The sequence below is a fragment of the Dactylosporangium sp. NPDC049525 genome, assembly GCF_040676755.1.
Taxonomy (GTDB): domain Bacteria; phylum Actinomycetota; class Actinomycetes; order Mycobacteriales; family Micromonosporaceae; genus Dactylosporangium.
Genome location: NZ_JBFAPO010000019.1, coordinates 105,618 through 129,865 on the forward strand (window position 1 = coordinate 105,618; position 24,248 = coordinate 129,865).

The window sequence follows — 24,248 nt, forward strand, 5'->3', positions numbered from 1 at the left end:
CTCGCGCCATGACCGCCACGCGAACTCCCGGCGTCCCCGCCATCGACGAGGGCTCGCTGATCTCGACCAGCCCGGCCAGCGGCGAAGAGGTCGGCCGCTTCCCCGTGGCTTCCCCCGATCATGTCACCGACGCCGTCCGGCGCGCCCGGGACGCGGCGGGTTGGTGGGCCGGACTCGGCTTCGCCGGCCGGCGCAAGCGGCTGCTCGCGTTCCGCAGCGTGCTCACCAACCGCCTCGAGGAGCTCGCCGAGCTGATGCACCGCGAGGGCGGCAAGCCCACCGCGGACGCCCTGGTCGAGGCGATCGGCGCGATCGACCACGTGGCCTGGGCCGCGCACCACGCCCGCAAGGTCCTCGGGCGGCGCCGGGTCGGCTCGTCGATCCTGCTCACCGAGCACACCTCCTACCTGGAATACCTGCCGTTCGGCGTCATCGGTGTCATCGGGCCGTGGAACTATCCGGTGCTGACGCCGATGGGCTCCATCGCGTACGCCCTCGCCGCCGGCAACGCGGTGGTGTTCAAGCCGAGCGAGTACACGCCCGCGGTGGGCCAGTGGATCGTCGACCGGTTCGCCGAGGTGGTGCCGGAGCAGCCGGTGCTGCAGATCGTGCACGGCATGGGCGACGTCGGCGGGGCGCTGTGCCGCTCCGGGGTCGACAAGATCGCGTTCACCGGGTCGACGGCAACCGGGAAGAAGGTCATGGCGGCCGCCGCCGAGTCGCTGACCCCCGTGCTGCTTGAGTGCGGCGGCAAGGACGCCATGATCGTCGCCGCCGACGCCGACCTCGACGCCGCCGCCGAGGCGTGCGTCTGGGGCGGCCTGACCAACGCGGGCCAGACCTGCGTCGGCATCGAGCGGGTGTACGTGGCCACCGGCGTCTACGACGAGTTCCTCGGCCGCGTGGTCGCCCGCGCGGCGAAGCTCACCGTCGGCGAGGAGGGCACCGCCGACATCGGCCCGATCACCATGCCGTCGCAGATCGACATCATCCGGCGCCACATCGAGGACGCGCTGACCCGTGGCGGCCGCGCGGTCCTGGGCGGCGCCGAGGCGGTCCGCCCGCCGTTCGTCAGCCCGACGATCCTGGTCGACGTGCCCGAGGACGCGGCCGCCGTGCAGGAGGAGACCTTCGGCCCGACGCTCACCGTCGCCCGCGTCAAGGACGCCGATGAGGCCGTCAGGCTCGCCAACGGCACCGGGTACGGCCTGGGCGGCTCGATCTTCTCCAAGTCGCGGGGCCTGGAGCTGGCCCGGGGCGTCCGCTCCGGCATGACGTCGGTCAACTCGGCGCTCACCTTCGCCGGCATGCCGTCCCTGCCGTTCGGCGGCGTCGGCGGGTCAGGCTTCGGCCGCATCCACGGCGAGGACGGCCTGCGCGAGTTCACCCGGGCGAAGGCGATCGTGAAGCGCCGCGGCCCGACCCTGCTGCCCACCATGACCTTCGACCGCACCCCGAAGACCATGAAGCAGGTCCTGAAGATCGTGAAGCTCGTCCACGGCCGCTCCAAGTAGCCGGCGCGCGGGACTGGTAGGCTGCGCAGACTACAGAAGGTGACGACGCCGGAGATCAATTTCCATGGCCAGGCTAGGATTTGGTTGAATCGGCCGTCACCATCGAGGTCCGGTGCGCAGGTCTAGAACAGCGTGAGCTCGTCTTTCACCAGGCCGCGCAGGGCGTTGTAGTCGAGGACGACGCAGCGGATGCCGCGGTCCTCGGCCAGCACCCTGGCCTGGGGCTTGATCTCCTGGGCGGCGAAGATGCCGCGCACCGGGGCGAGCAGCGGGTCGCGGCCCATCAGCTCCAGGTAGCGGGTGAGCTGCTCCACGCCGTCGATCTCGCCGCGGCGCTTGATCTCGACCGCGACCGAGGCGCCCTGGGCGTCCTTGCACAGCAGGTCGACCGGGCCGATCGCGGTCATGTACTCCCGGCGGACCAGCGTGTAGCCCTCGCCGAGGGTCTGCGGGTGGGCGGCGAGCAGCACCTGCAGGTGCGCCTCGACGCCGTCCTTGACCAGGCCGGGATCGATGCCGAGGGAGTGGGCGCCGTCGTGCAGGATCTCCTCGACGGTGATCTGCAGCTCCTCACCGCCCTTGTTGACCACCCTCCACAGTCCCTCGGACTCCTCCAGGCGGCAGGGCGGGGTCATCCACATCAGCGGCTTGTAGCCGCCGGTGTCGGAATGCACCAGGACCGAGCCGTCGGACTTGACCATGATGAGGCGGATGGCGGGCGGCAGGTGGGCCGTGAGCCGGCCGACGTAGTCGACCGAGCACTTGGCGATGACGAGACGCACGCGCGACAGCCTAGCCGCAGCGGCTGGTGATGCCGGACTGACACCCGGTGCGCAGAGCCGGGGTGGCGCGTCGATGTCATGCTAGGGGCGTGCTGGAGTCATTGACGGGCCTCGGCCTGGCCACATCGGCCGGGTTGAACGCCTACATCCCGTTGCTCGCGATCGGTGTGCTGGCGAGGTATACCGATCTCATCACGCTGCCCGGCAACTGGTCGTGGATGGAGAACGGGTGGACCCTCGCGATCGTCGCCATGCTGCTGGCGATCGAGTTCGTCGCTGACAAGGTGCCGGTGGTCGACCACGTCAACGACGTGCTCCAGACGTTCGTGCGGCCGACCGCGGGCGGTCTCGCCTTCGGCGCGGCGTCGAGCTCCGAGACCGTGACCGTGACCGACCCGGGCTCGTTCTTCAGCAGTCATCAATGGGTGCCGATCGTGGTCGGCGGCGCGATCTCGCTGGGCGTACACGGGATGAAGGCAGCGTCCAGACCCGTGATCAACGCGAGCACGGCGGGCTTCGGCGCGCCGGTCGTGAGCACCATCGAGGACATCGTGAGCGTCTCCATGGCGCTGGTCGCGATCATCCTGCCGGTGCTGGTGCTGCTGTTCGTGGTGCTGCTGTTCGTCGCATTCTGGTGGATGATGCGCCGCCGGAAGCGCCGCAAGGAGGAGAAGGCCGCCGCCAAGTGGGCACAGTCCCAGGGGTACCGGCCCACCTGACGCACCGGTCACTGCACGTATTCGACCAGGACCGCGATGATCGGGAGCACGTCGGCGAGGTGGACCGGCAGCTCCGCCTGGGGCAGCGGGTCGGTGGGGGCGCCGGTCTGGTTGGTGACCATGATCGAGACCGCCCGGCCGCCCACCTTGACGCACCGCACCTCCCAGCCCGGCCTGGTCAGCCCCAGCTCGGGCCGGACCGCGACGTCGCGGATCCAGCCGCAGGACGGGATCTCGCCCGGTTCTGACAACGGCAGGCATTGCTGCAGGCCGTCGCAGCCGTCGGCGGCATCCACGCCGCGCGGCCAGACCGTCACCACCACGGTGCCCTGACGTCCGGCGACGTCCACCCGGGCCCGTGCCGTCGACGGCACACCACCGTCCGACGGCGGCACGATCTTCGGCGGCAGGTCGAGCCACCGCAGCCGCTGCGGCAGCCAGTTGCGCATCGACTCCTCGAAGAACGCGCTGGGATCCGGCCGGGAGTCCACGCCCCCGGACGGTGCCGCCGACCCGCTGGGGCGATCGGCGACGCCCGGGCCGGGACGGTCGCCGTGGGGCAGGAGCGCGGCGACGCCCACGACCGCGAGGACCGCGACCATCGCGGTGACGCCCAGCGCCGCGCGCCGCAGCCGGCGCTGGCCCGTCTTGCGGCGCACGATCCCGTCGACGTCCACGGTGGACGGCGGCGGGTTGCCGATCATCTCGTCGAAGAGTTGCTGTGTCATCGCTGGTCCCCCGATGCGGCGAGTTGGCGCAGCGCTTCCAGGGCGCGCGCGGACTGGCTCTTGACCGTGCCGGCGGAGACGCCGAGCAGGTCCGCGGTCTCCTCGACCGAGCAGTTGAGATAGAAGCGCAGCACCAACACCGCCCGCTGGCGCGGGCCGAGCGAACCGAGCAGGTCGTTGAGCGAGGCCCGGTCGTCGACGCGGTCGTGCGGGCTGTGCACCGGCTCGGGCAGGTGCGCGCTGGCCCGCTCCCGCGACCAGGGCCGGCGGCGTTCGTCGAGCCAGGTGCGGGTCAGCACCTTCTGGGCGAACGCGTCGCGGTTGTCGGCCCGGCTGACCTTCGCCCAGTGCCAGTACAGCTTGCCCACCATGATCGACACCAGGTCGTCGGCGGCGTGCCAGTCACGGCAGAGCAGGAACGCGGTGCGGCGCCAGCGGTCCATCCGCACGGCGACGTACTCGCGGAACTCGTCGTCCTGCGGCATCGGCCTCCCCCTTTCTCCGCGCTACGACGACGCGAACCGGAGAAAGGTTGCAGGCTAAGGGAGCTTGTGCGCCTCCCGCACGACGGTGACGAGCTCGTCGACGACGTCGGTGATCGCGAAGTCCTTCGGCGTGAAGACTCTGGCCACCCCGGAGGCGCGCAGCACCAGCGCGTCCTCGGGCGGGATGATGCCGCCCACCACGACCGGCAGGTCGTCGAGCCCCTCGGCGCGCAGCCCCGCCAGTACCGACGCGACCGCCGCCAGATGCGAGCCGGACAGGACCGAGAGGCCGACGAGGTCCACGTCCTCCTCGACCGCCGCCGCGACGATCTGTGCCGGGGTCAGGCGGATCCCCTGGTACACCACCTCGAAGCCGGCGTCGCGGGCACGCACGGCGATCTGCTCGGCCCCGTTGGAGTGCCCGTCGAGGCCGGGCTTGCCGACCAGCATCCGCAGCCGGCCGGCGCCGAGCTCCTCCGCGGTGCGGCGGACCCGCTCGCGCACGGCGACCAGCGCGGTGCCGGGCGCGGAGGAGGACACCGCGCCGGTGAGGCCGGTGGGCGCGCGGTACTCGCCGAAGACGTCCCGCAGCACGGACGCCCACTCGCCGGTGGTCACGCCCGCGCGGACGCAGTCGAGGGTGGCCTCCATGAGGTTGCCCGTGCCGCCGGCGGCCTCCCGCAGCCGGTCGAGGGTCGCGGCGACCTCGCCGGCGTCGCGGGAGGCGCGCCAGGCGGCCAGGGACTCCACGGCCGCGGCCTCGACCGCCGGGTCGATCTGCTCGATCGCCGCGGCACCGGCGGCGACCAGCGGCGACGGCTCGGTCTCGGGGAAGCGGTTGACGCCGACCACGACGTCCTCGCCGCGCTCCATCCGGCCGCGCCGCTCGGCCAGCGACGCCACGAGGGCACTCTTGAGGTAGCCGGACTCGACGGCCGCGACGACGCCGCCCATCTCCAGGACCCGGTCGAGCTCGGCGGTCGCCCCGGCGACCAGGTCGTCGACGAGGGCGGTCATGACGTGCGAGCCCTCGAACAGGTCGGGGTATTCCAGCAGGTCGGACTCGAACGCCAGGACCTGCTGCATGCGCAGGGACCACTGCTGGTCCCAGGGGCGGGGCAGGCCGAGTGCCTCGTTCCAGGCCGGGAGTTGTACGGCACGCGCCCGGGCGTCACGGGACAGCGTCACGCCCAGCATCTCCAGCACGATGCGCTGCACGTTGTTCTCGGGCTGCGACTCGGTGAGGCCGAGGCTGTTGACCTGCACCCCGTACCGGAACCGCTTTGCCGACTTGTCGGAAATTTCGTATCTGTCGGTCAGCAGGCGGGCCCAGAGCACGCCGAACGCCCGCATCTTCGCGGTCTCCTCGACGAAGCGGACCGAGGCGTTGACGAAGAACGAGATGCGCGCCGCGACCTGGGTGAAGCGTTCCGGTGGCAGCTGGCCGGAGTCACGCACCGCGTCGAGCACGGCGATCGCCGTGGCGAGCGCGAACGCCAGCTCCTGCACGGGGGTCGCCCCCGCCTCCTGCAGGTGATACGAGCAGATGTTGACCGGGTTCCACTTCGGGCAGTTCGCCACGGTCCACGCGATCGTGTCGGTGGTCAGGCGCAGCGACGGCCCCGGCGGGAAGATGTGCGTGCCCCGGGACAGGTACTCCTTGACGATGTCGTTCTGCGTGGTGCCGGCCAGTGCCTCAAGGGGCGCGCCCTGCTCCCGTGCGACGGTGACGTAGAGGCTCAGCAGCCACATTGCGGTGGCGTTGATCGTCATCGACGTGTTGGCGAGGCCGAGGTCGATGCCGCCGAAGAGGGTGCGCATGTCGCCGAGGTGCGAGATCGGCACGCCGACCCGGCCGACCTCGCCGCGCGCCAGCTCTGCGTCGGGGTCGTAGCCGGTCTGCGTGGGCAGGTCGAAGGCGACCGACAGGCCGGTCTGCCCCTTGCCCAGGTTGCGCCGGAACAGGGCGTTGGAAGCGGCTGCCGACGAGTGGCCGGCATAGGTGCGCATGACCCATGGGCGGTCGCGCTCGGGGAGCTTCGCCATAGGAGCACCTTACTCAGGGGTAACTTGATCGGAGCGGTGAAAATCCTCACCGGATGCCTGGTGCCTATAGTGAACGCCGTGACGGAAGCGATCACCGTGCGCGGGCTACACAAGCGGTACCGGGGACATGTCGCCGTCGACGGCGTCGACCTCGACGTGCACCGCGGTGAGGTGTTCGCCCTGCTTGGCCCGAACGGCGCGGGCAAGACCACCACCGTGGAGATCCTCGAGGGGTTCCGGCGGCGCACGTCCGGCGAGGCGTCGGTCCTCGGCGTCGACCCCCAGAACGCCGACGCGGCGTGGAAGCAGCGGGTCGGCATCGTGCTGCAGAGCACCGGGGAGTTCGACGACCTGACGGTCCGCGAGGTCGTGCACCACTTCGCGCTGTACTACCGCAACGCCGACGACCCGGACGCCGTCATCGAGCGGGTCGGGCTCAACGACAAGCGCGGCGCCCGCACCAGGGTCCTGTCCGGCGGGCAGAAGCGCCGCCTCGACGTGGCGCTCGGCATCATCGGCCGGCCGGAGCTGCTGTTCCTCGACGAGCCGACGACCGGCTTCGACCCGGAGGCGCGCCGCGAGTTCTGGGGCCTGATCCGCCAGCTGGCCGCGGTCGGCACCACGATCCTGCTCACCACGCACTACCTGGACGAGGCCGAGACCCTCGCCGACCGGGTCGGCGTGCTCGTCGGCGGCAAGCTCGTCGCCGTCGACGCCCCGTCGCGGCTCGGCAACCGGGGCACCGCCGCCGCCACGGTCGGCTGGCACACCGCCGACGGCCCCCGGCAGGAGCAGACCGACACCCCGACCGCGGTCGTGGCCAGGCTCGCCGAGCAGTTCGGTGGCGAGGTCCCCGGCCTGACCGTCGCCAGGCCCAGCCTCGAGGACGTGTACCTGCGGATGATCGGCGCCGGCGAATGACGACGTTGCGGCTCGGCCTGGCCCGCGGCGGGCTGGAGATCAAGCAGTTCCTGCGCAGCCGGGAGTCGGTGATCTTCACGCTCGTCTTCCCGCTCCTGCTGCTCGTCATCTTCGGCGCGGTCTTCGACGCCGAGATCGCGCCCGGCGTGTCGTTCACGCAGTACTTCGCGGCCGGCATCATCGCCGCCGGGCTGCTGACCACCGGGTTCCAGGCCCTGGCGATCCAGATCCCGATCGAGCGCGAGAAGGGCATCCTGAAGCGGCTGCGGGGCACGCCGATGCCGCGCACCGCGTACTTCATCGGCAAGGTCGTCATGGTGCTCGCGATCGGCGCGGCGGAGACCGTGGTGCTGGTGGCGACCGCCGCGGCGTTCTACGGCCTGCCGTTGCCCTCGACCGCGGAGAAATGGGCGACGTTCGCCTGGGTGTCGCTGCTCGGGATCACCGCGTGCACGCTGTGCGGGATCGCCTTCTCCTCCCTCGCCCGGAGCGGGCGTGGCGCGCCGGCGATCGTGACCCCCGTCGCGCTGGTGCTGCAGTTCATCTCCGGGGTCTTCTTCCAGTACACGAGCATCCCCGACTGGATGCGCACCATCGCGTCGCTGTTCCCGCTGAAATGGATGTGCCAGGGCATGCGTTCGGTGTTCCTGCCGGACTCGTTCGCGGCCCAGGAGGTCGGCGGCGCCTGGCAGCTCGGCCACGTCGCGATCGCGCTCGCCGCGTGGGTCGTCATCGGGCTGGCGCTGTGCGTGTTCACGTTCCGCTGGACCGACCGGGGGTAATTCGCTCAAGGCCGCGCCCGCGACGCCGATCAGGGCGAGGTGATGGGTCGGCTGGGCAGGGCGGTCCGGCATGCCGGCACGGTCGGCATCCTGGCGATGCTCCTCGTCCTCGCCCTCGGCCTCGCGGCGTCCTGGAATGCCGCCGCCTCACTGCGGCACAACCAGCAGGCGCGCGCCAACGCGGTCATGGACCGCGACACGTCCCTCGCCGAGGCCGCCGTGCGCACCGAGATCCACCGGTACCCGGATGCGCTGCGCACCGTCGCCGCCGCCGTGGGGGCGCACGAGACGCTGACCTTCGACGACTTCGCCACCACCACGGCGCCGCTGCGGGACGCCGGGCTGCCGGGCGCCACGTCGCTGGTCTTCGTCGTGCCGGCGGAGGACTCGCAGCTGGACGACGTCGAGCGGTTCTGGCGTGACCGCGGCGTCACCGGGCTCGACCTGACCGCCAAGGGCAGCGGCCGGGAGCACCTGTTCGTCATCTTCTCCCGCCCGCTGGACGGCGCGCCCAGCACCACGGCCGGCACCGACCTGTCCCAGTCCGCCGAGCCGACCGCCGCGCTCAACGAGTCCCGGCGCGCCGGTGCCGCGGCGGTCTCCGACACCTACGTGCTGCTGCGCGACCGGGCCCTGCCGGTGACGCGGCAGCAGCTGTCGTTCGCGATCGCAGCGCCGGTGTACGGCAACCCGACCGCGGCGGGCACCAAGACGTTCAAGGGCTGGGTGGTCTTCGGCCTGCGCGGGCAGAACTTCGTCGGCGGCGCCCTGGACGACGCCACCCAGGGCAAGGTCGACGCCGACCTGTGGGCCGACAACGGTGGCGGGCAGGACACCCGGGTCGCGTTCCTGCACCGCATCGCCCACCCGGACCTGCGCCGGGAGGTGACCATCCCGATCGCCAACCGGCAGTGGCGGCTGACCCTGACCGCCGACTCCAACCGGCTGGCCGGCCTGACCGGCCCGGCCAATACCGCCCCGCTCGCGATCGGCGCCGGCGGCACGATGCTGACCCTGCTGGTCGTGTGCATGCTGTGGGCCCTGGCCGGCGGGCGGGCCCGCGCCGAAGCCCGGGTCGTCGCGGCGACCGCCGAGCTGCGCGAGGCCGAACGCACCGCGCACCGCCAGGTCGACCTGCTCAACGGCATCCTCGACCGGATCAGCGACGGCGTGGGCGTCGTCGACGAGCAGGGCGTGTTCCTGGTGCACAACCCCGCGGCGAAGGCGATGCTGGGCGTGGACGCCGACGCGGACGGCGTCGACGGCTGGCAGCAGCACTACGGCATCTACCGGCCCGACGGCCTGACCGAGTTCCCGATCGAGGAGCTGCCGCTGGTCCGGGCCCTCGCCGGCGAGTCGACGGACCGGGTCGAGATGGTCATCCGCAACGCGGCCCGGCCCGAGGGCACCCTGCTGTCCGTCAGCGGCCGCCCGCTCGACGTCGACGGGCGGCGCGGCGCCATCGCGGTGTTCCACGACATCACGGAGGTGCGGGAGCGCGAGGGCGACCTGACCGCGTTCGCCGGCATCGTCGCGCACGACCTCAAGAACCCGCTGACGGTCATCGCCGCGCACGCCGAGATGGCGCACGACGCGCTCGAGCCGGCCGTGCCGCAGTCGCGGGAAGCCCGGGAGGCCAGCGCCAGCATCGACCGGGTCAGCGCCGGGGTGGTGCGGATGCGACGGCTCATCGACGACCTGCTCGCCTACACCACCGCCCGCGACGCGGCCCTCAAGCCGCAGCCGCTGGACCTCACCGCGCTGGTCGATGAGGTCGTCGCCGAACGGGTCAACCACCTGGCCGTCCGCCCCGACATCTACGTCGGCCCGCTGCCCTGGGTCGAGGCGGACCCCGCGCTGCTGCGGCACGTGCTGGACAACCTCGTCGGCAACGCCCTCAAGTACGTGCAGCCCGGCCGCACCCCGAAGGTCGACGTCAGCGCGTCACCGGCCGCCCCTGGCTGGGTCCGGATCGAGGTCGCCGACCGCGGCATCGGCGTGCCCGACGCCGACAAGCCGCAGGTCTTCGAGTCCTTCCACCGGGCCCACACCGGCCAGTCCTACGGCGGGACCGGCCTCGGCCTGGCGATCTGCCGCCGCGTCATCGACCGGCACGGCGGCTCGATCACCGTCGTGGACAACCCGGGCGGCGGCAGCCGCTTCAGCTTCACCGTGCCCGGGGCCTCGATTCCCTTGCCGGCCCCGGCCGGCGTCACCGCTCACGAATACGTGTAGAACCCCTTGCCCGACTTGCGGCCCAGGTCACCGGCCACGACCATCCGTGCCAGCAGCTCCGGCGGGAAGAACTTCGCGTCGGCGGTGTCCGTGTGGATGTTCTTCGCCGCGTGGTACAGCACGTCCACGCCCGTCAGGTCGGTGGTCGCGAGCGGCCCCATCGCGTGGCCGAAGCCCAGCTTGCAGGCCAGGTCCAGGTCCTCGGCGCTCACCACGCCGCTCTCGACCAGCTGGACCGCCTCGACCACCAGCGCCGCGATCAGCCGCGTGGTGACGAACCCGGCGACGTCCCGGTTGACCACGATGCAGGTCTTGCCGATCTCCTCCGCGAACGCCCGGGCCGTGGCCAGGGTCGCGTCGCTCGTCTTGTAACCACGCACCAGTTCGCACAGCTTCATCACCGGTACGGGGCTGAAGAAGTGCGTCCCCACGACCTGCTCCGGACGAGCAGTCACCGTGGCGATCTGCGTCACCGGGATCGCCGACGTGTTCGTCGCGAGGACCGCGTCGGCCCGGCAGATCTTGTCCAGTGCCGTGAACAGCTCCTGCTTCACGTCCAGCCGCTCGAACACCGCCTCGACCACGATGTCTGCGTCGGCCGCCGCGTCGAGGTCCGTGGTGGTCGTGATCCGTCCCAGCGCCGCCTGGACGTCGCCCTCGGCGATCACGCCCTTGCTCGCGAACTTCGTCAGCGACTTCTCGATCGCCTCGACGCCGCGCCGGACCGCCTCGTCGGACAGGTCCCGCAGCGTCACCTCCCACCCGGCCTGCGCGGCGACCTGGGCGATGCCCGATCCCATCAGCCCCGCTCCGATGACCGCCAGTCGACCCGCCATGTGACTTCCTTTCGCATCGTCTCGACCCGCTGACCTTATCCGGCTCCGAAGGGTGATCTTCTAGTGGCAGACTGTCAGCGTGCCCCTCATGTACCTCGCAGGATGGGCGGCCTCCGCCGGCGCACTGGCCACCCTCATCCTGATCATCCGGCTGCTCCGGTTCGGCGAACGCAGGAACGCACCGCCGGGCGGCATCCGCCCGGCCGACTCCGACACCGCCCTCGACTTCGGCCTGCTGCGCTCCGTGTCGCTGATCGGCGACCTGGCGTTCGCCCGCGACGTCCGGGACCGCCTGCGCCACAACGGCGTCCGCGCCACCGTCGCCACCGGCCACGACGGCATGGTCCGCGTCCTGGTCTTCGCCGACGAATACGACCACGCCAGGCTGTTGCTGGCACAGTAACTAGCTTCGGGCGGCTGGCGCCGCGGCCGGCCGGGGGGTTCCCACCCCGGAGCCCCCCATGCTCGCTTCGCTCGCACGCCCTGCGCTTCGCGCGGCCGAAACACACGCATGCGCGTGGCAATTGAAGACCGGTGGTCCAGGTTCGGGATCGCGCCAGGTCTGTCGTCCGATTCGCCTGCCCTGCGCGCGAGACGCGAAGGCAGGCCCATCCAGAGAGCCCCGAGCCGGACCGGTCACCATGACGTGAACCCCCGGCGGGATTCGTCTGCCCGAAGTGCGAAGCCCACGCCTCCACACTTCCGCCCGCCCGGCAGCCGGACCGAAGCTAGAACTAGAAATCGAATTGGTCTGGGGGGGCGGGGGCGCGTTCTACCTCGACGCCCAGGCCGCGGAGGTCGGCTTCGAAGCTGGGGTAGCCGCGGTCGATGTGGTGGACGTGGCGGATCTCGGTGATGCCGTCGGCGCACAGCCCCGCGATCGCCAGGCCGGCGCCGGCGCGGATGTCCGTCGCGGTGACCGGGGCGCCGGAGAGGCGCTCGACACCGCGGACGACGGCGTGGTGGCCGTCGGTGCGGATGTCGGCGCCGAGGCGGGACATCTCGTTGATGAACATGAACCGGCCGTCGAAGATGTTCTCCGTGACCAGCGACGAGCCCTCGCTCACCGAGGCGAGGCCGACCGCCATCGGCAGCAGGTCGGTGGCGAAGCCGGGGAACGGCAGGGTGACCACGTCGACGGCGCGCGGGCGGTCGGCCATGCGGACGCGGAAGGAGTCCTTCGCGGTGTCGACCTGGCCGCCGGCGGTGGCGACCTTGTCCAGCGCGATCTCCAGGAAGCTCGGGTCGATGCCGTGCACGGTCACGTCGCCGCGGGTCATGGCGGCCGCGAAGGCCCAGGTGCCGGCGACGATGCGGTCGCCGACGGTGCGGTGCTCGACGGGGCGCAGCTCGGCGACGCCCTCCACCACGAGGCGGGAGGAGCCGGCGCCGGAGATGTCGGCGCCCATGTCGATGAGCATGCGGCAGATGTCGACGATCTCCGGCTCGCGGGCCGCGTTGTCGATCTCGGTGCGGCCGTTGGCGAGGACCGCCGCCATCAGCAGGTTCTCGGTGGCGCCGACGCTGGGGAAGTCGAGCCAGATGGTGGCGCCGTGCAGCTTCGGCGCGGTGGCGATGACGAAGCCGTGCTCGCCGGAGATGTCCGCGCCCATCCGGCGCAGGCCCTCCACGTGCATGTCGAGCCCGCGCGAGCCGATCGCGTCGCCACCGGGGTGCGCGACGCGGACGTGGCCGCAGCGGGCCAGCAGCGGGCCCAGCACGCAGATGGAGGCGCGCAGCCGGCGTACGAGGTCGTAGTCGGCCTCGGTGCCGAGCCGCTCGGGCACGTCGATGATGACGCGGTCCTCGTCCTGCTCGACCTCGCAGCCGAGCCGGCGCAGCACCTCGGCCATGATGGCGATGTCGGTGATGCGGGGCACGTTGGTGAGCACCGACCGACCGGTGGCCAGCAACGCGGCCGCCATGAGCTTGAGTGCGGAGTTCTTGGCACCGACGACCGACACGTCACCGGCGAGCCTGGCGCCGCCCATCACACGGATCACGTCCACGTCGGTCATCGTAGGGGCATTCCGTACCGTGAAACCCATGGCCATTCACCTCACCCGCATCTACACGAAGACGGGCGACACCGGCACGACCGGATTGGGCGACTTCTCCCGGGTACCGAAGACCCATCCGCGCATCGGTGCCTACGCCGATGTGGACGAGGCGAACGCCGCGCTCGGTGTCGCCGTGGCCCTGGGTGACCTGGCCGAAGAGCTGCGGGCGGTGCTGCACGTGGTGCAGAACGACCTGTTCGACGTGGGCGCCGACCTGTGCAACCCGATCACCGAGGCGCCGGAGTACCCGCCGCTGCGGGTCACCGAGGAGTATCTGACGCGCCTGGAGCGCTGGTGTGACGAGTTCAACGAACGCCTGCCGAAGCTCGACTCGTTCATCCTTCCGGGCGGCACCCCGGGCGCGGCGCTGCTCAACGTGGCCAGGACGGTGACGCGCCGGGCCGAGCGCAGCGCGTGGGCGCTGGTGGAGCTCGACCCGGAGCACACGAACGAGCTGGCCGTGCAGTACCTCAACCGGCTGTCGGACCTGCTGTTCATCCTCGGCCGGATCGCCAACCCCGACGGCGACGTGACGTGGGTGCCGGGGGCCAACCGTCAGGTGCCGTAGACCCCCAGCCCTTCCGGCCCGCGGATCAGCAGGCGGCCGTCGGCCACGACCGGCGCCGCGACCGCGCCCTCGGGGCCGGTCCACAGCGGCCGCTTGCTGAGCCCGTCGATCGCGAGGACCCGGCCGAGGTTGACGTAGACGACGCCGTTGGCCACGGCGGGGAACGCGGTGAACAGCGGGCTGATCAGGGCCGGGCCGCCGGGCTGGGTGGCGAAGGTCCACCGGTCCGCGCCGGTCGGCGGGGCGATCGCGTGCAGGACCGGCGGGGTGGACAGCTCGACGCTGTAGAGCGTCCCGTCCAGGACCGCGGGGAAGGCGAACGAGCCGGTCCGGGTCCAGAGCGTCCGCCCGGTGGCCCCGTCATAGGCGACCAGCCCGTTGACGGCGAGGTAGACCCGTCCCCCGGCGGCCACCGGGGTGAGCTGCGACTGGCTGGCCGGCACGGACCACAGGACGGCGCCCGTGCCCGCGTCGAGGCCGGTCAGCAGGCCGGAGTTGCCGCCGGCGACGTAGAGCCGGTTGCTGTCGTACGCCAGGGTGGCCGTGGTGTAGCCGGTCAGCTCGCGGGTCCAGCGCACGGCGCCGGTCGCGGCGTTGAACGCGTACACGAGCGTGTTGTCGCCCTGGGCGTCACCCTTGGCGTACAGGGTGTCGCCGACCACGATCGGCGCGTTGAACAGCTGGTTGCCGTCGATCCGGAAGCTCCAGCGTTCCGCGCCGGTCGCGGCGTCGAACGCGTGGATGAAGCCGGTCGAGGTCCCGGCGTAGACCAGGCCGTTGCCGACGGTGCCCCCGGTGGTGTAGCGCAGCGCGGGCTCCGTCGCCGGCGGCGTCGTCCAGCGCACCGCGCCGGTCGCCAGGTCGGCGGCGACGAACTGCAGGGTCGTGCGCGACGGCCCGTAGACGATGCCGTCGGCGACCACCGGCACGTCGATGTCGCCGGCCGTCAGCCGCAGCCGGTGCAGGGTCTCCACGGTGGTGGTGGTCAGCGTCCGCTCCCCCGCGTTGAAGCCGGCGTGCCCGGGACCGCCGCCCCACGTCGGCCAGGCCGCCGGGACGGCCGGGGGCGTCGCGGCCGGGTACACCTCGAATTCGAACAGCGAATAGCCGTAGCGGGTGTTGCGGGTCAGGCCGGTCAGCCTGACGTACCGGACGGCGTTGAGGTCGAGGGTCTGCGTGCCACCGGTACCGGAGGCGGGCGGCATCAGGTCGGACCAGCTGTCGGTGCCGGTCGGGGAGCCCTGCACCGTGAAGGTCCTCGCGGAGGCGGCCTCCCAGCGCAGCACGACCCGGCACAGCTGCTGGGCGGTGCCGAGGTCGACCTGCAGCCACTGCGGGTCGCTGAACGCGCTGGACCAGCGGGTGGCGGGGTTGCCGTCGAACGCCTTGGCCGGCAGCAGGCTGCCGTTCTCGGTGGAGGACGCGGTGGCGGGTTTGTTGAGCGCGACGTTCGTGGCACCACAGGCGGCGGGAGCGGCGGCCGCGGCGGTCGGCACCGCGAACAGCACCGCCGCGGCAAGCACCACGGCAGCGAGCATTCTGGACATAAAGGGGTCTCCTAGGGGTGACGGCCACTGGGAGAGCGCTCTCAGACCGCGCCAGTGTCCCCTAGGACGAAGACAACCGTCAATTTCTGCTTAGTTTGTGCGATACCGGTAGGGCCGGGTCTCCGGGGTCGACTCACCCGGAGGCGCCGCCTCCACCCACGACAGGAAGCCGGTCAGCGCCCGCTCCGCCATCGCGATCTCGACCGGCGACTGACGGCTGACGCACCGCACGATCACCCAGTCCGGCGGGAGGACGAGCAGCTCGGCCGGGTCCGGGGTGCGCCGGCGGTCGACGGAGAGCCCACGCCGGGAAAGCACCAGACGTGGGCCGGGCCAGAAACTGAAGATGCGATACCACCGCAGGTCGTCGCCGGCGAAGCGGGCTAAGCCCGCCGACCAGCCCCGGCCGGGCACCATGGTGCTCAGCCGGACACCCAGCTCGATCGTGCCGCCCTGCCGGGCGATGACGACGCGGCGCAGGAACAGCAGTGCCAGCGCGGCGAGCAGGATGAGGACCCCGATGCCGATTCCCTCGACGATCCTCACCGACGCCGCCCGCGGGTCAGTGCGCGGCTTGCGCGGATGCGGGGGTGCAACTCTCGGCGAGCACCGTCACTGCGGTCTCCGTGACGGAGAGGAACCCGCCCGAGACGTCGAAGGCGGTCTCCTGCCCACCGGAGTGCTTGATGCGCACCTGACCGGGCTCAGCGAGCTGACCGAGGAGCGGCGCGTGGCCGGGAAGCACACCGAGCTCGCCCTCCGTCGTGCGCGCCACGACCATGTCGGCGTCACCGGACCAGACTTTTTCCTCGACGGCTACGAGCTCGACGTGCAGCTGCCTCGCCACGCTAGTTACTCCTCGTGTGCGCGATTCGGTTTTGCCGAGTGTAGTCAATGATCCGACGCGGCGAGCAGTGGGCCTCGCCACGTTGGCACAACTGATGAAATGCCGATGAAGTAGCGGCCTGCGAATGGGTGGAAGGTGGGTATCCGACACTCCAGAGCGTGACGCACGTCACCCTGTCACCGTGGGGCATCCACTGAAAAAGACGGAGGTGATTTTCATGCGAGGAACGATCGCGGCGGTGTCTGTCGTGATCGGGGCCGCCGTTCTGGCGCTCCCGCAGGCGGCCCACGCGGACGTCCCCGCCGCCGAGATCTGGTTCAACGGCGGCGAGATCGTCTACCAGGCACCGGCCGGCCAGGCCAACGCGCTGGTGCTGAGCACGGTGGGTGTCAACCTGTACCGCCTCGACGACGTCGTGCCCATCACGTCGGATGAGGACGACTGCGTCTACCCGGTCCTCGGCGACGACACCGTCATGGACTGCGAGCGCAACCTCACCTTCTGGGACGTGGACCTCGGCGACCTGGACGACACCCTGGACAACCAGACCACCCGGCCGGGGCACCTCAACGTCGGCGCCGGCAACGACGTCGTGCGGACCGGCGGCAACGGCAGCACGAACCAGGAGGTCGCGGGCGGCGACGGCGACGACCTCATCTACTCCGGCCCGGGCAAGGACTGGATCGCCGCCGGCGCCGGCAACGACACGGTGTCCTATGAGGGACGCATCGGCGCCGTGGTGGCCGCAGTGGCCACTGGAGGGGCCGAGGACACCTATGTGAGCGGCGTGGAGAACCTGACCGGCGGCGCCGGCGGCGACACCCTCACCGGCAACAGTTCCAACAACGTGCTCGACGGCGGCACCGGCACCGTCTGCCTGTTCATGGTCTGCTTCCTGACCTCAGGCAACGACACGCTGCGCGGCGGCAACGGCAACGACCTGCTGCGCGGGCAGGGCGGCAGCGACAGCCTGTACGGCGAGGGCGGCGTCGACACGCTGCGCGGCGGCGCGGACTTCGACGCCCTGGACGGCGGCCCCGCCTCCGACTGGTGCTACACCGAGGCGGACGGCGGCACGACCGTGAACTGCGGCCTGGTGGTCACCTAGACGGCAAGAAGGGGTGCCCCCGTCGGGAGGCACCCCTGCTCACTGGACCCACTGGACCGGAACGTCAGTCCTTCATGAGCTCGTGCGCGTTGCGCTCGAGGTCCTCAAGACCGCCGCACATGAAGAAGGCCTGCTCGGGGAAGTGGTCGTACTCACCCTCGGAGATCTTCTTGAACGACTCGATCGTCTCCTTGAGCGGGACGGTCGAACCGGGGACGTTGGTGAACTGCTCCGCCGCGTAGGTGTTCTGCGACAGGAACCGCTCGATGCGCCGGGCCCGGGCGACGGTGACCTTGTCCTCTTCGGACAGCTCGTCCATGCCCAGGATGGCGATGATGTCCTGCAGGTCCTTGTACTTCTGCAGGATCCGCTGCACCTCGCGGGCCACCGAGTAGTGCTCCAGCCCGACGAACTCCGGCGCGAGGATCCGCGAGGAGGACGCGAGCGGGTCCACCGCCGGGTAGATGCCCTTGTCCGAGATCGACCGCTCGAGGTTGGTCGTCGCGTCCAGGTGGGCGAACGTGGTGGCCGGCGCCGGGTCGGTGTAGTCGTCGGCGGGCACGTAGATCGCCTGGAGCGAGGTGATGGCCTTGCCCCGCACGGAGGTGATGCGCTCCTGGAGCTGGCCCATCTCGTCGGCCAGGGTCGGCTGGTAACCGACGGCGCTCGGCATACGGCCGAGCAGCGTCGAGACCTCCGAGCCGGCCTGCGTGAACCGGAAGATGTTGTCGATGAAGAGCAGCACCTCCTGGTTCTGCACGTCACGGAAGTACTCCGCCATGGTCAGCGCGGACAGCGCGACCCGCAGACGGGTGCCCGGCGGCTCGTCCATCTGGCCGAAGACCAGCGCGGTCTTGTCCAGGACGCCACCCTCGGCCATCTCCAGGATGAGGTCGTTGCCCTCACGGGTGCGCTCGCCGACGCCAGCGAACACCGAGGTGCCACCGAAGTTCCGGGCGACCCGGATGATCATCTCCTGGATGAGGACCGTCTTGCCGACGCCGGCACCGCCGAACAGGCCGATCTTGCCACCGCGCACATACGGCGCGAGCAGGTCGAGGACCTTGATGCCGGTCTCCAGCATCTCCGTCTTCGGCTCGAGCTCGGCATACGCGGGAGCCTTGCGGTGGATCTCCCACCGCTCGTTGATCTCGAGCTTCGACTCGTCGGCGTTGAGCACCTCGCCGAGGGCGTTGAACACGTGGCCCTTGGTGATGTCGCCGACCGGCACCGAGATGCCGGAGCCGGTGTCGTGCACCTCGGCACCGCGGACGAGACCGTCCGTCGGCTGCATGGAGATGGCGCGCACCAGGTTGTCACCGAGGTGCTGGGCAACCTCGAGCGTCAGCTTCTTCGTGCCCTCGGACAGGGTCACGTCGACGTGCAACGCGTTGTAGATCTCGGGCATGGCGTCGCGCGGGAACTCGGCGTCGACGACCGGGCCGATGACCCGGACGACGCGGCCGACCGCGGTCTTGGCTGGTGCAGTCATCACACATCACTTCCCGCCGCCGCCAGCGCGTTGGCGCCGCCGACGATCTCACTGATCTCCTGGGTGATCGCCGCCTGCCGTGCGGAGTTCATCTCACGGGTGTACCGCTTCAGCAGGTCGTCGGCGTTGTCTGAGGCGCTCTTCATGGCGCGCCGGCGGGCCGCCGACTCACTCGCCGCCGAGTCCAGCAACGCCGCGAAAATCCGCGTGTTGATGTACTTCGGCAGGAGTGCCTCGAGCAGCTCCTCGGCCTCCGGCTCGAACTCGTACGCCGGCAGGGGTCCTGCGACCTGCTGCTCCTCGACCTCCATCGGAGCGACGATGCGCGCGACGGGGGTCTGCGTCATGAGCGAGCGGAACTGGGTGTGGACCATGTACAGCTCGTCGACACCGTAGATGCCGTCCGGGCCGGGGCCGTCGATCGTGTCGTCGGCACCGTTCACGAAGGCCTGGATCAGCGTCTCACCGATCTCCCGCGCGTTCTCGAAGCGCGGCTGCTCGGAGAAGCCGGTCCAGCTGCCCGCGATCTCGCGACCGCGGAACCGGTAGTAGCCCACGCCCTTGCGGCCGGACACGTAGAGGGCGACCTGCTTGCCATCGGCGCGCAGGCGCGCCATGAGCTGCTCGGCCTGACGGATCGCGTTGGCGTTGTAGCCGCCGCAGAGCCCCCGGTCGCTGGTGACCACCAGCACCCCGGCCCGACGGACCGGGTTGCGCGGCACCAGCAGCGGGTGGTCGACGTTGGTGTTGGTCGCCAGTGCCGTCAGCACGCCCGTGATCGCCTCGGCGTAGGGGCGCGACGCGGCGACCCGCTCCTGCGCCTTACCGATGCGGCTCGTGGCGACGAGCTCCTGCGCCTTGGTGATCTTCTTGGTCGATTTGACCGTGCGGATCCTCCGGCGCAGTGCCTGTACCTGACCGGCCATGGCTCAGCCCGACTTCCGGACCTGGCGGGTGACGGTCTCGCGAGCCTGCTCACCCTGCAGCGCCTTGGCCGGCGCCTCGTTGACCGGGGCGTCGGCGCCCTTGACCGTGAAGATCTGCTTGAAGCTCTTGATCGCGGCAAGCAGCCCGTCGATCGCGTCCTGCGGCAGCTTCTTCGACTCGGCGATGCCGCCGATGAGGTCCTTGCGGTTGCTGTGCAGGTACTGCAGGAACTCGCTCTCGAAGCGGCGCACCTCGCTGACCGGGATGTCGTCGAGCTGGCCGGTGGTGCCGGCCCACACCGAGACGATCTGGTCCTCGACCGCGAACGGGGAGAACTGCGCCTGCTTGAGCAGCTCGACCAGGCGGGCGCCCTTGTCCAGCTGGGCCCGCGACGCCTTGTCCAGGTCGGACGCGAACGCCGAGAAGGCCTCCAGCTCGCGATACTGCGCGAGGTCCAGCCGCAGCCGGCCGGCGACGTCCTTCATGCCCTTGACCTGGGCCGAGCCGCCGACGCGGGACACCGAGGTGCCGACGTTGATGGCGGGACGCACACCCTGGTTGAACAGGTCGGACTCGAGGAAGACCTGACCGTCGGTGATCGAGATGACGTTGGTCGGGATGTAGGCCGAGATGTCGTTGGCCTTGGTCTCGATGATCGGCAGACCGGTCATCGAGCCGCCACCGAGCTCCTCGGACAGCTTCGCGCAGCGCTCCAGCAGCCGGGAGTGCAAGTAGAAGACGTCGCCCGGGTAGGCCTCACGGCCCGGCGGGCGGCGCAGCAGCAGCGACACGGCGCGGTAGGCCTCGGCCTGCTTCGTCAGGTCGTCGAAGACGATCAGGACGTGCTTGCCGCCATACATCCAGTGCTGGCCGATGGCCGAGCCGGCGTAGGGCGCCAGGTACTTGAAGCCGGCCGGGTCGGACGCCGGGGACGCGACGATGGTCGTGTACTCCATCGCGCCCTGCTCCTCGAGGACGCCCTGGGTCGCGGCGATCGTCGAGGCCTTCTGGCCGATGGCGACGTAGATGCAGCGGACCTGCTTCTTCGGGTCGCCGGACTTCCAGTTGTCGCGCTGGTTGATGATCGTGTCGAGGGCGACCGTGGTCTTGCCCGTCTTACGGTCACCGATGATCAGCTGGCGCTGGCCCCGGCCGATGGCGGTCATGGCGTCGATCGCCTTGATGCCGGTCTGCAGGGGCTCCTTGACGGGCTGGCGGGCCATGACGTTGGGCGCCTGGAGCTCCAGCTCGCGGAAGCCCTCGTTGGCGATCTCGCCGCGGTCGTCGATCGGCTCGCCGAGCGGGTTGACCACGCGGCCCAGGAAGGCGTCGCCCACCGGGACCGAGAGCACCCGGCCGGTCCGCTTGACCTGCTGACCTTCCTCGATGCCCTCGAAGTCACCGAGGACGACGACACCGATCTCGCGGACGTCAAGGTTGAGCGAGACGCCGAGCGTGCCGTCCTCGAACTCGAGCAGCTCGTTGGCCATCGTCGAGGGAAGTCCCTCGACCTGGGCGATACCGTCGCCGGCGTACGAGACGACGCCGACCTCCTCGCGGGAGATCCGTGAATCAACGGACGACACGTAGCGCTCGAGTGCGCCCCGAATGTCGTCCGAGGAGATGGTCAGCTCGGCCATTCCTCAACCTTCTATCTGGAAGTGAATCAAGCTTCGGGGATTAGTTGGCGAGCGCCGTCTTCGCCTCGGCGAGACGTCGCGACACCGTGCCGTCATACAGGTCCGAACCGACCTTGACCCGCACGCCACCAATGATGCGTGGATCAACGTCGATCTTCAGGGAGACCTCTCGACCGTACAGCTGTGCGAGACGCCCGGCCAGGCGCTGCTCGTCGGCCTCGGTCAACGGGACCGCGGTGGTCACGTAGGCCACCGAGTGGTCGCGCTGCTTCGCGGCCAGCTCGATGAGGCGGGTCAGCGAGCTTTCGAAGCCCCGGCCGCCGAAGCCGGCGGCCGCCAGCTCCGCCAGCCGGACCGTCGCCGGCTTGGCCTTGTTCTTGAGCAGGTCCCGGATGAGCTGGACCCGCGCCTCGAGCGGCGAGGTGGAGTCGGCGAGCGCCGCGGCGAGGCGGGTGTCGCCGGAGACGACCTGGCCGAACCGGAACAGCTCGTCCTCGACGTCGCCGAGGTCGCCGGCGCGGTCCACGCCGGTCAGCAGCGCGGTGACGCCGAGCAGCTCGACGCCGTCCAGCAGTGCACCGGGGCCGGACCAGCGGCCCGTGACCTGGGTCGCGAGGATGTCGACCGCCTCGTCGCTGACCTTGCCCGCAAGGACAGAGCGCAGGAGGGCGGCGTGGTCCTCGCCGGATCGACCCGGGTCGGCCAGGGCCCGGCGCAGCCGCCGCTCACGCCGCAGCACGTCGGCCACCGAAAGGATCTCCTCGGCGACCGGACCGATGCGCTGAACGTCAGCGCTCGCCGCGAAGGCGGCGAGCTTGTCGGCGGCGGCTCCGTAGGACTCCCGGTTGATGTTGTCCATCAACGCCGCCCGGCGGTGCCGGCGGCACCGTCACCGATCTCGTCGAGGAACCGCTCGACCGTGCCACGGCGGCGGGCCTCTTCCTCGAGGGACTCCCCGACGATGCGACCGGCGAGGTCGACGGCGAGCGAGCCGATCTCGGCGCGCAGCTGGCGGACGATGGTCTGCCGCTCGGTCTGCAGTGCCTCGCGGCCGGCCGCGATGATGCGGTCGCTCTCCTCACGGGCCTTCGCGAGGATGTCCTCACGGATGCCCGTGGCGTCGGCGCGCGCCTCGTCACGGATGCTGGCCGCTTCGGTGCGGGCCTCGGCGAGCTGCTGCTTGTACTGCTCCAGCAGCCGGTTTGCCTCGGCCTGCGCCTCCTCGGCGCGCTTGATGCCACCCTCGATCGCGTCCACCCGTGCGCGGAAGGTCTCCTCCATGCGTGGGAAGACGAACTTCATCAGCACGTAGCAGAGGACGCCGAAGGCGATGACGCCGAGGACCATCTCCTGCCAGATCGGAAAGATCGGGTTGTGTTCAGCTCCCTCTTCAGCCAGGAACTGCAGCATGGGGATACCTCCCGCTTCAGGTGTAGGTGGAGGCGGGGGGCTTACTTGAAGACGAAGCCGAAGGCGATGCCCAGCAGGGCGAGCGCCTCGACCACGGCGAAGCCGAGGAACATGTACGTCCGGGTCAGACCCGCCGACTCAGGCTGGCGAGCCGTCGACTGGATGTAGGACGCGAAGATGATGCCGACGCCGATGCCGGGGCCGATGGCGGCGAGGCCGTAGCCGATGGCGCTGAGGCTGCCGTTGATGTTGACCGCTGCCAGCAGGTCCATGTGGAATTCCTCCTGAGATCTCGCGTGACGCTCACGCGGGACAACTGAAAAAGGTGGTGCGTTCGCTTTCGAATTTCGAAGCGGGGGGTTACGGCTCAGTGCTCCTCGGCGAGGGTCCCGGCGAGGTAGTTGGCCGTCAGCAGAACGAACACGTACGCCTGAAGGGCGGCGATCAGCAGCTCGAAGAAGGTGAGCGCGATCGTCATCGCCCACGAGACCAGCGAGATGGGCTTGAGGAAGAAGCTCTCCGCGTTGAGCAGCGCGAAGCCACCGAGCGTGAAGACCAGCAGCAGCATGTGCCCGGCGAACATGTTGGCGAACAGACGCAGGGCGAGCGTGACCGGCTGGAGAATGAAGGCCTGCAGCGCCTCGATCGGGATCAGCAGGAACTGCATGTACCACGGAGCGGGCAGGTAGACGGCATGCTTGATGTAGCCGGCGAAGCCGTGCTTCTTGAAGCCCTGGTACAGGTAGAGCACGTAGGTGCAGATGGCCAGGACCGCCGGGAACGCGATGTGCGCATTCGGCGAGACCTGGATGAACGGCACGATCGAGAAGACGTTGCCGACCAGGATGAAGCAGAACAGCGAGGCCAGGTAGGGCGCGAACTTCAGCCCGTGGTGGCCGATGACGTCCTTCGCGACACCTTCCCGCACGAATCCGTAGATCGACTCGGCGAGCCACTGCTTCTTCGTCGGAACGATCTTGGGCGAGCGGTAGGACACCAGGAAGTAGACGAGCACCACCGCGACGGCCAGCCACAGGAAGAGGCTGAACTTCGTCAGCCAGGGCGCCGCCTCCCAGAGACTGGGGGGGAAGATGTCGTCCACGCTGGGCGGAAAAGGCGTCTCCGCCAAAACCAGACCGCTCACCACGTCCCTCTCGTTATAAAAACAACCGGGTGTCAGGCGCCGAGGCGCTTGACGACCAGGTAGATGCCACCAGCGGCGCCGAGCACACACCCGATTGCGGTGATGATGCCTCCGGCGTTGAGCCACTCGTCGATCAGCCAGCCGACGAAGCCCCACACGGCAATGCCCGAGATGAGGTATCCGACGGCGGCCCAACCTTCGTTGGCGCCACTCGCTCCGGACTGCTTGGGTGTCTGGTTACCGGCCATGACGCGGTGACCATATCAGCCTGCCGGGAGCACCCGTGCATCGACCCCCGCGTGCTCGTCGCGCGGGGGTTGCTCTGAGGGCCGGGTGCCATCAACCGACGGCCGTCAACGTTACTACGCCTAACGCTTGGCAAACGTCAACTACACGACTGATGCGTGAGTGAATGTTGCGCACGGTCACCCCCAGACGGTTAGCTGAACGCTCAGGA

General features: G+C 70.3%; 25 protein-coding genes. 8 read left to right on the forward strand and 17 right to left on the reverse strand.

Going from position 1 to position 24,248, the window contains the following annotated elements; all coding sequences use genetic code 11:
• Positions 1–8 precede the first annotated feature (8 nt).
• On the forward strand, positions 9–1,514 hold the full coding sequence (locus AB0K00_RS26475; protein WP_363524846.1) for an aldehyde dehydrogenase family protein: 1,506 nt from the start codon (positions 9–11) through the stop codon (positions 1,512–1,514).
• Between the two features lie 122 nt (positions 1,515–1,636).
• Here AB0K00_RS26475 and nucS read toward each other — a convergent pair whose 3' ends face one another.
• Positions 1,637–2,296: an endonuclease NucS gene (gene nucS, locus AB0K00_RS26480; protein ID WP_363524849.1), complete on the reverse strand. Its 660-nt coding sequence runs from the start codon at positions 2,294–2,296 to the stop codon at positions 1,637–1,639.
• A gap of 89 nt (positions 2,297–2,385) precedes the next feature.
• Between nucS and AB0K00_RS26485 the strand changes: the two genes are divergently transcribed.
• The gene (locus AB0K00_RS26485) at positions 2,386–3,015 is read left to right on the forward strand and encodes a DUF4126 domain-containing protein (protein WP_363524852.1); all 630 of its coding nucleotides are present in this window, start codon (positions 2,386–2,388) and stop codon (positions 3,013–3,015) included.
• An 8-nt stretch (positions 3,016–3,023) separates the two neighbouring features.
• Here AB0K00_RS26485 and AB0K00_RS26490 read toward each other — a convergent pair whose 3' ends face one another.
• The 3 genes from AB0K00_RS26490 to AB0K00_RS26500 are packed head-to-tail and all read right to left on the reverse strand — an operon-like array spanning position 3,024 to position 6,274.
• Complete coding sequence (locus tag AB0K00_RS26490; protein WP_363524855.1) at positions 3,024–3,743, reverse strand: hypothetical protein; 720 nt, start codon at positions 3,741–3,743, stop codon at positions 3,024–3,026.
• Positions 3,740–4,228 carry a SigE family RNA polymerase sigma factor gene (locus AB0K00_RS26495; RefSeq protein ID WP_363524857.1) on the reverse strand — a complete coding sequence of 163 codons (489 nt, stop codon included), beginning with the start codon at positions 4,226–4,228 and terminating at the stop codon, positions 3,740–3,742. The genes AB0K00_RS26490 and AB0K00_RS26495 overlap by 4 nt, the downstream gene beginning before the upstream one ends.
• Before the next feature lie 54 nt (positions 4,229–4,282).
• On the reverse strand, positions 4,283–6,274 hold the full coding sequence (locus AB0K00_RS26500; RefSeq protein ID WP_363524860.1) for a protein meaA: 1,992 nt from the start codon (positions 6,272–6,274) through the stop codon (positions 4,283–4,285).
• A gap of 78 nt (positions 6,275–6,352) precedes the next feature.
• Between AB0K00_RS26500 and AB0K00_RS26505 the strand changes: the two genes are divergently transcribed.
• The 3 genes from AB0K00_RS26505 to AB0K00_RS26515 are packed head-to-tail and all read left to right on the forward strand — an operon-like array spanning position 6,353 to position 10,212.
• Entirely contained in the window at positions 6,353–7,195 is an 843-nt protein-coding gene (locus AB0K00_RS26505; RefSeq protein ID WP_363524863.1) for an ABC transporter ATP-binding protein, read from the forward strand.
• A complete protein-coding gene (locus AB0K00_RS26510) occupies positions 7,192–7,977 on the forward strand; it encodes an ABC transporter permease (protein ID WP_363524865.1) in 786 nt (261 codons plus the stop codon). Before AB0K00_RS26505 ends, AB0K00_RS26510 begins: the two co-directional genes overlap by 4 nt.
• Positions 7,978–8,019: 42 nt before the next feature.
• Positions 8,020–10,212 carry an ATP-binding protein gene (locus tag AB0K00_RS26515; RefSeq protein ID WP_363524868.1) on the forward strand — a complete coding sequence of 731 codons (2,193 nt, stop codon included), beginning with the start codon at positions 8,020–8,022 and terminating at the stop codon, positions 10,210–10,212.
• Here AB0K00_RS26515 and AB0K00_RS26520 read toward each other — a convergent pair.
• Positions 10,197–11,048 carry a 3-hydroxyacyl-CoA dehydrogenase family protein gene (locus tag AB0K00_RS26520; protein WP_363524871.1) on the reverse strand — a complete coding sequence of 284 codons (852 nt, stop codon included), beginning with the start codon at positions 11,046–11,048 and terminating at the stop codon, positions 10,197–10,199. The genes AB0K00_RS26515 and AB0K00_RS26520 overlap by 16 nt on opposite strands.
• A gap of 88 nt (positions 11,049–11,136) precedes the next feature.
• On the opposite strand from AB0K00_RS26520, the gene AB0K00_RS26525 reads away from it, so the two are divergent.
• Complete coding sequence (locus AB0K00_RS26525) at positions 11,137–11,451, forward strand: hypothetical protein (protein WP_363524874.1); 315 nt, start codon at positions 11,137–11,139, stop codon at positions 11,449–11,451.
• A gap of 331 nt (positions 11,452–11,782) precedes the next feature.
• Here the strand turns inward: AB0K00_RS26525 and murA are convergent, their stop codons facing one another.
• A complete protein-coding gene (murA, locus tag AB0K00_RS26530; protein ID WP_363524877.1) occupies positions 11,783–13,066 on the reverse strand; it encodes a UDP-N-acetylglucosamine 1-carboxyvinyltransferase in 1,284 nt (427 codons plus the stop codon).
• 28 nt (positions 13,067–13,094) lie between these two features.
• Here murA and AB0K00_RS26535 point away from each other — a divergent pair, with 28 nt between their 5' ends.
• Positions 13,095–13,676 (forward strand): cob(I)yrinic acid a,c-diamide adenosyltransferase, encoded by a 582-nt coding sequence (locus AB0K00_RS26535; RefSeq protein WP_363524880.1) that lies wholly within the window; start codon positions 13,095–13,097, stop codon positions 13,674–13,676.
• Here AB0K00_RS26535 and AB0K00_RS26540 read toward each other — a convergent pair.
• The 3 genes from AB0K00_RS26540 to AB0K00_RS26550 all read right to left on the reverse strand — a co-directional run bounded on the left by AB0K00_RS26540 (position 13,664) and on the right by AB0K00_RS26550 (position 16,070).
• Complete coding sequence (locus AB0K00_RS26540; protein WP_363524883.1) at positions 13,664–15,223, reverse strand: PQQ-binding-like beta-propeller repeat protein; 1,560 nt, start codon at positions 15,221–15,223, stop codon at positions 13,664–13,666. The genes AB0K00_RS26535 and AB0K00_RS26540 overlap by 13 nt on opposite strands.
• 90 nt (positions 15,224–15,313) lie before the next feature.
• A complete protein-coding gene (locus tag AB0K00_RS26545) occupies positions 15,314–15,769 on the reverse strand; it encodes a DUF2550 domain-containing protein (RefSeq protein ID WP_363524886.1) in 456 nt (151 codons plus the stop codon).
• Between the two features lie 16 nt (positions 15,770–15,785).
• Positions 15,786–16,070 (reverse strand): F0F1 ATP synthase subunit epsilon, encoded by a 285-nt coding sequence (locus tag AB0K00_RS26550; RefSeq protein ID WP_363524889.1) that lies wholly within the window; start codon positions 16,068–16,070, stop codon positions 15,786–15,788.
• Positions 16,071–16,287: 217 nt separating this feature from the next.
• Here AB0K00_RS26550 and AB0K00_RS26555 point away from each other — a divergent pair, with 217 nt between their 5' ends.
• Positions 16,288–17,178: a calcium-binding protein gene (locus tag AB0K00_RS26555; RefSeq protein ID WP_363524891.1), complete on the forward strand. Its 891-nt coding sequence runs from the start codon at positions 16,288–16,290 to the stop codon at positions 17,176–17,178.
• A 64-nt stretch (positions 17,179–17,242) separates the two neighbouring features.
• Here the strand turns inward: AB0K00_RS26555 and atpD are convergent, their stop codons facing one another.
• From atpD to AB0K00_RS26595, 8 genes are all read right to left on the reverse strand, one after another.
• Positions 17,243–18,670 carry a F0F1 ATP synthase subunit beta gene (gene atpD, locus AB0K00_RS26560; protein WP_363524894.1) on the reverse strand — a complete coding sequence of 476 codons (1,428 nt, stop codon included), beginning with the start codon at positions 18,668–18,670 and terminating at the stop codon, positions 17,243–17,245.
• Positions 18,670–19,596 (reverse strand): F0F1 ATP synthase subunit gamma, encoded by a 927-nt coding sequence (locus tag AB0K00_RS26565; protein ID WP_363524897.1) that lies wholly within the window; start codon positions 19,594–19,596, stop codon positions 18,670–18,672. The genes atpD and AB0K00_RS26565 overlap by 1 nt, the downstream gene beginning before the upstream one ends.
• Before the next feature lie 3 nt (positions 19,597–19,599).
• On the reverse strand, positions 19,600–21,237 hold the full coding sequence (gene atpA / locus AB0K00_RS26570) for a F0F1 ATP synthase subunit alpha (RefSeq protein WP_363524900.1): 1,638 nt from the start codon (positions 21,235–21,237) through the stop codon (positions 19,600–19,602).
• Positions 21,238–21,277: 40 nt separating this feature from the next.
• Entirely contained in the window at positions 21,278–22,096 is an 819-nt protein-coding gene (locus AB0K00_RS26575) for a F0F1 ATP synthase subunit delta (RefSeq protein WP_363524903.1), read from the reverse strand.
• Entirely contained in the window at positions 22,096–22,644 is a 549-nt protein-coding gene (locus tag AB0K00_RS26580) for a F0F1 ATP synthase subunit B (RefSeq protein ID WP_363525061.1), read from the reverse strand. Before AB0K00_RS26580 ends, AB0K00_RS26575 begins: the two co-directional genes overlap by 1 nt.
• A gap of 44 nt (positions 22,645–22,688) precedes the next feature.
• On the reverse strand, positions 22,689–22,919 hold the full coding sequence (gene atpE, locus AB0K00_RS26585) for an ATP synthase F0 subunit C (RefSeq protein WP_363524906.1): 231 nt from the start codon (positions 22,917–22,919) through the stop codon (positions 22,689–22,691).
• A 95-nt stretch (positions 22,920–23,014) separates the two neighbouring features.
• Positions 23,015–23,791, reverse strand: coding sequence for a F0F1 ATP synthase subunit A (gene atpB / locus AB0K00_RS26590; RefSeq protein ID WP_363525064.1), 777 nt, complete (start codon positions 23,789–23,791; stop codon positions 23,015–23,017).
• A gap of 32 nt (positions 23,792–23,823) precedes the next feature.
• Complete coding sequence (locus AB0K00_RS26595) at positions 23,824–24,039, reverse strand: AtpZ/AtpI family protein (protein ID WP_363524909.1); 216 nt, start codon at positions 24,037–24,039, stop codon at positions 23,824–23,826.
• Positions 24,040–24,248 lie beyond the last annotated feature (209 nt).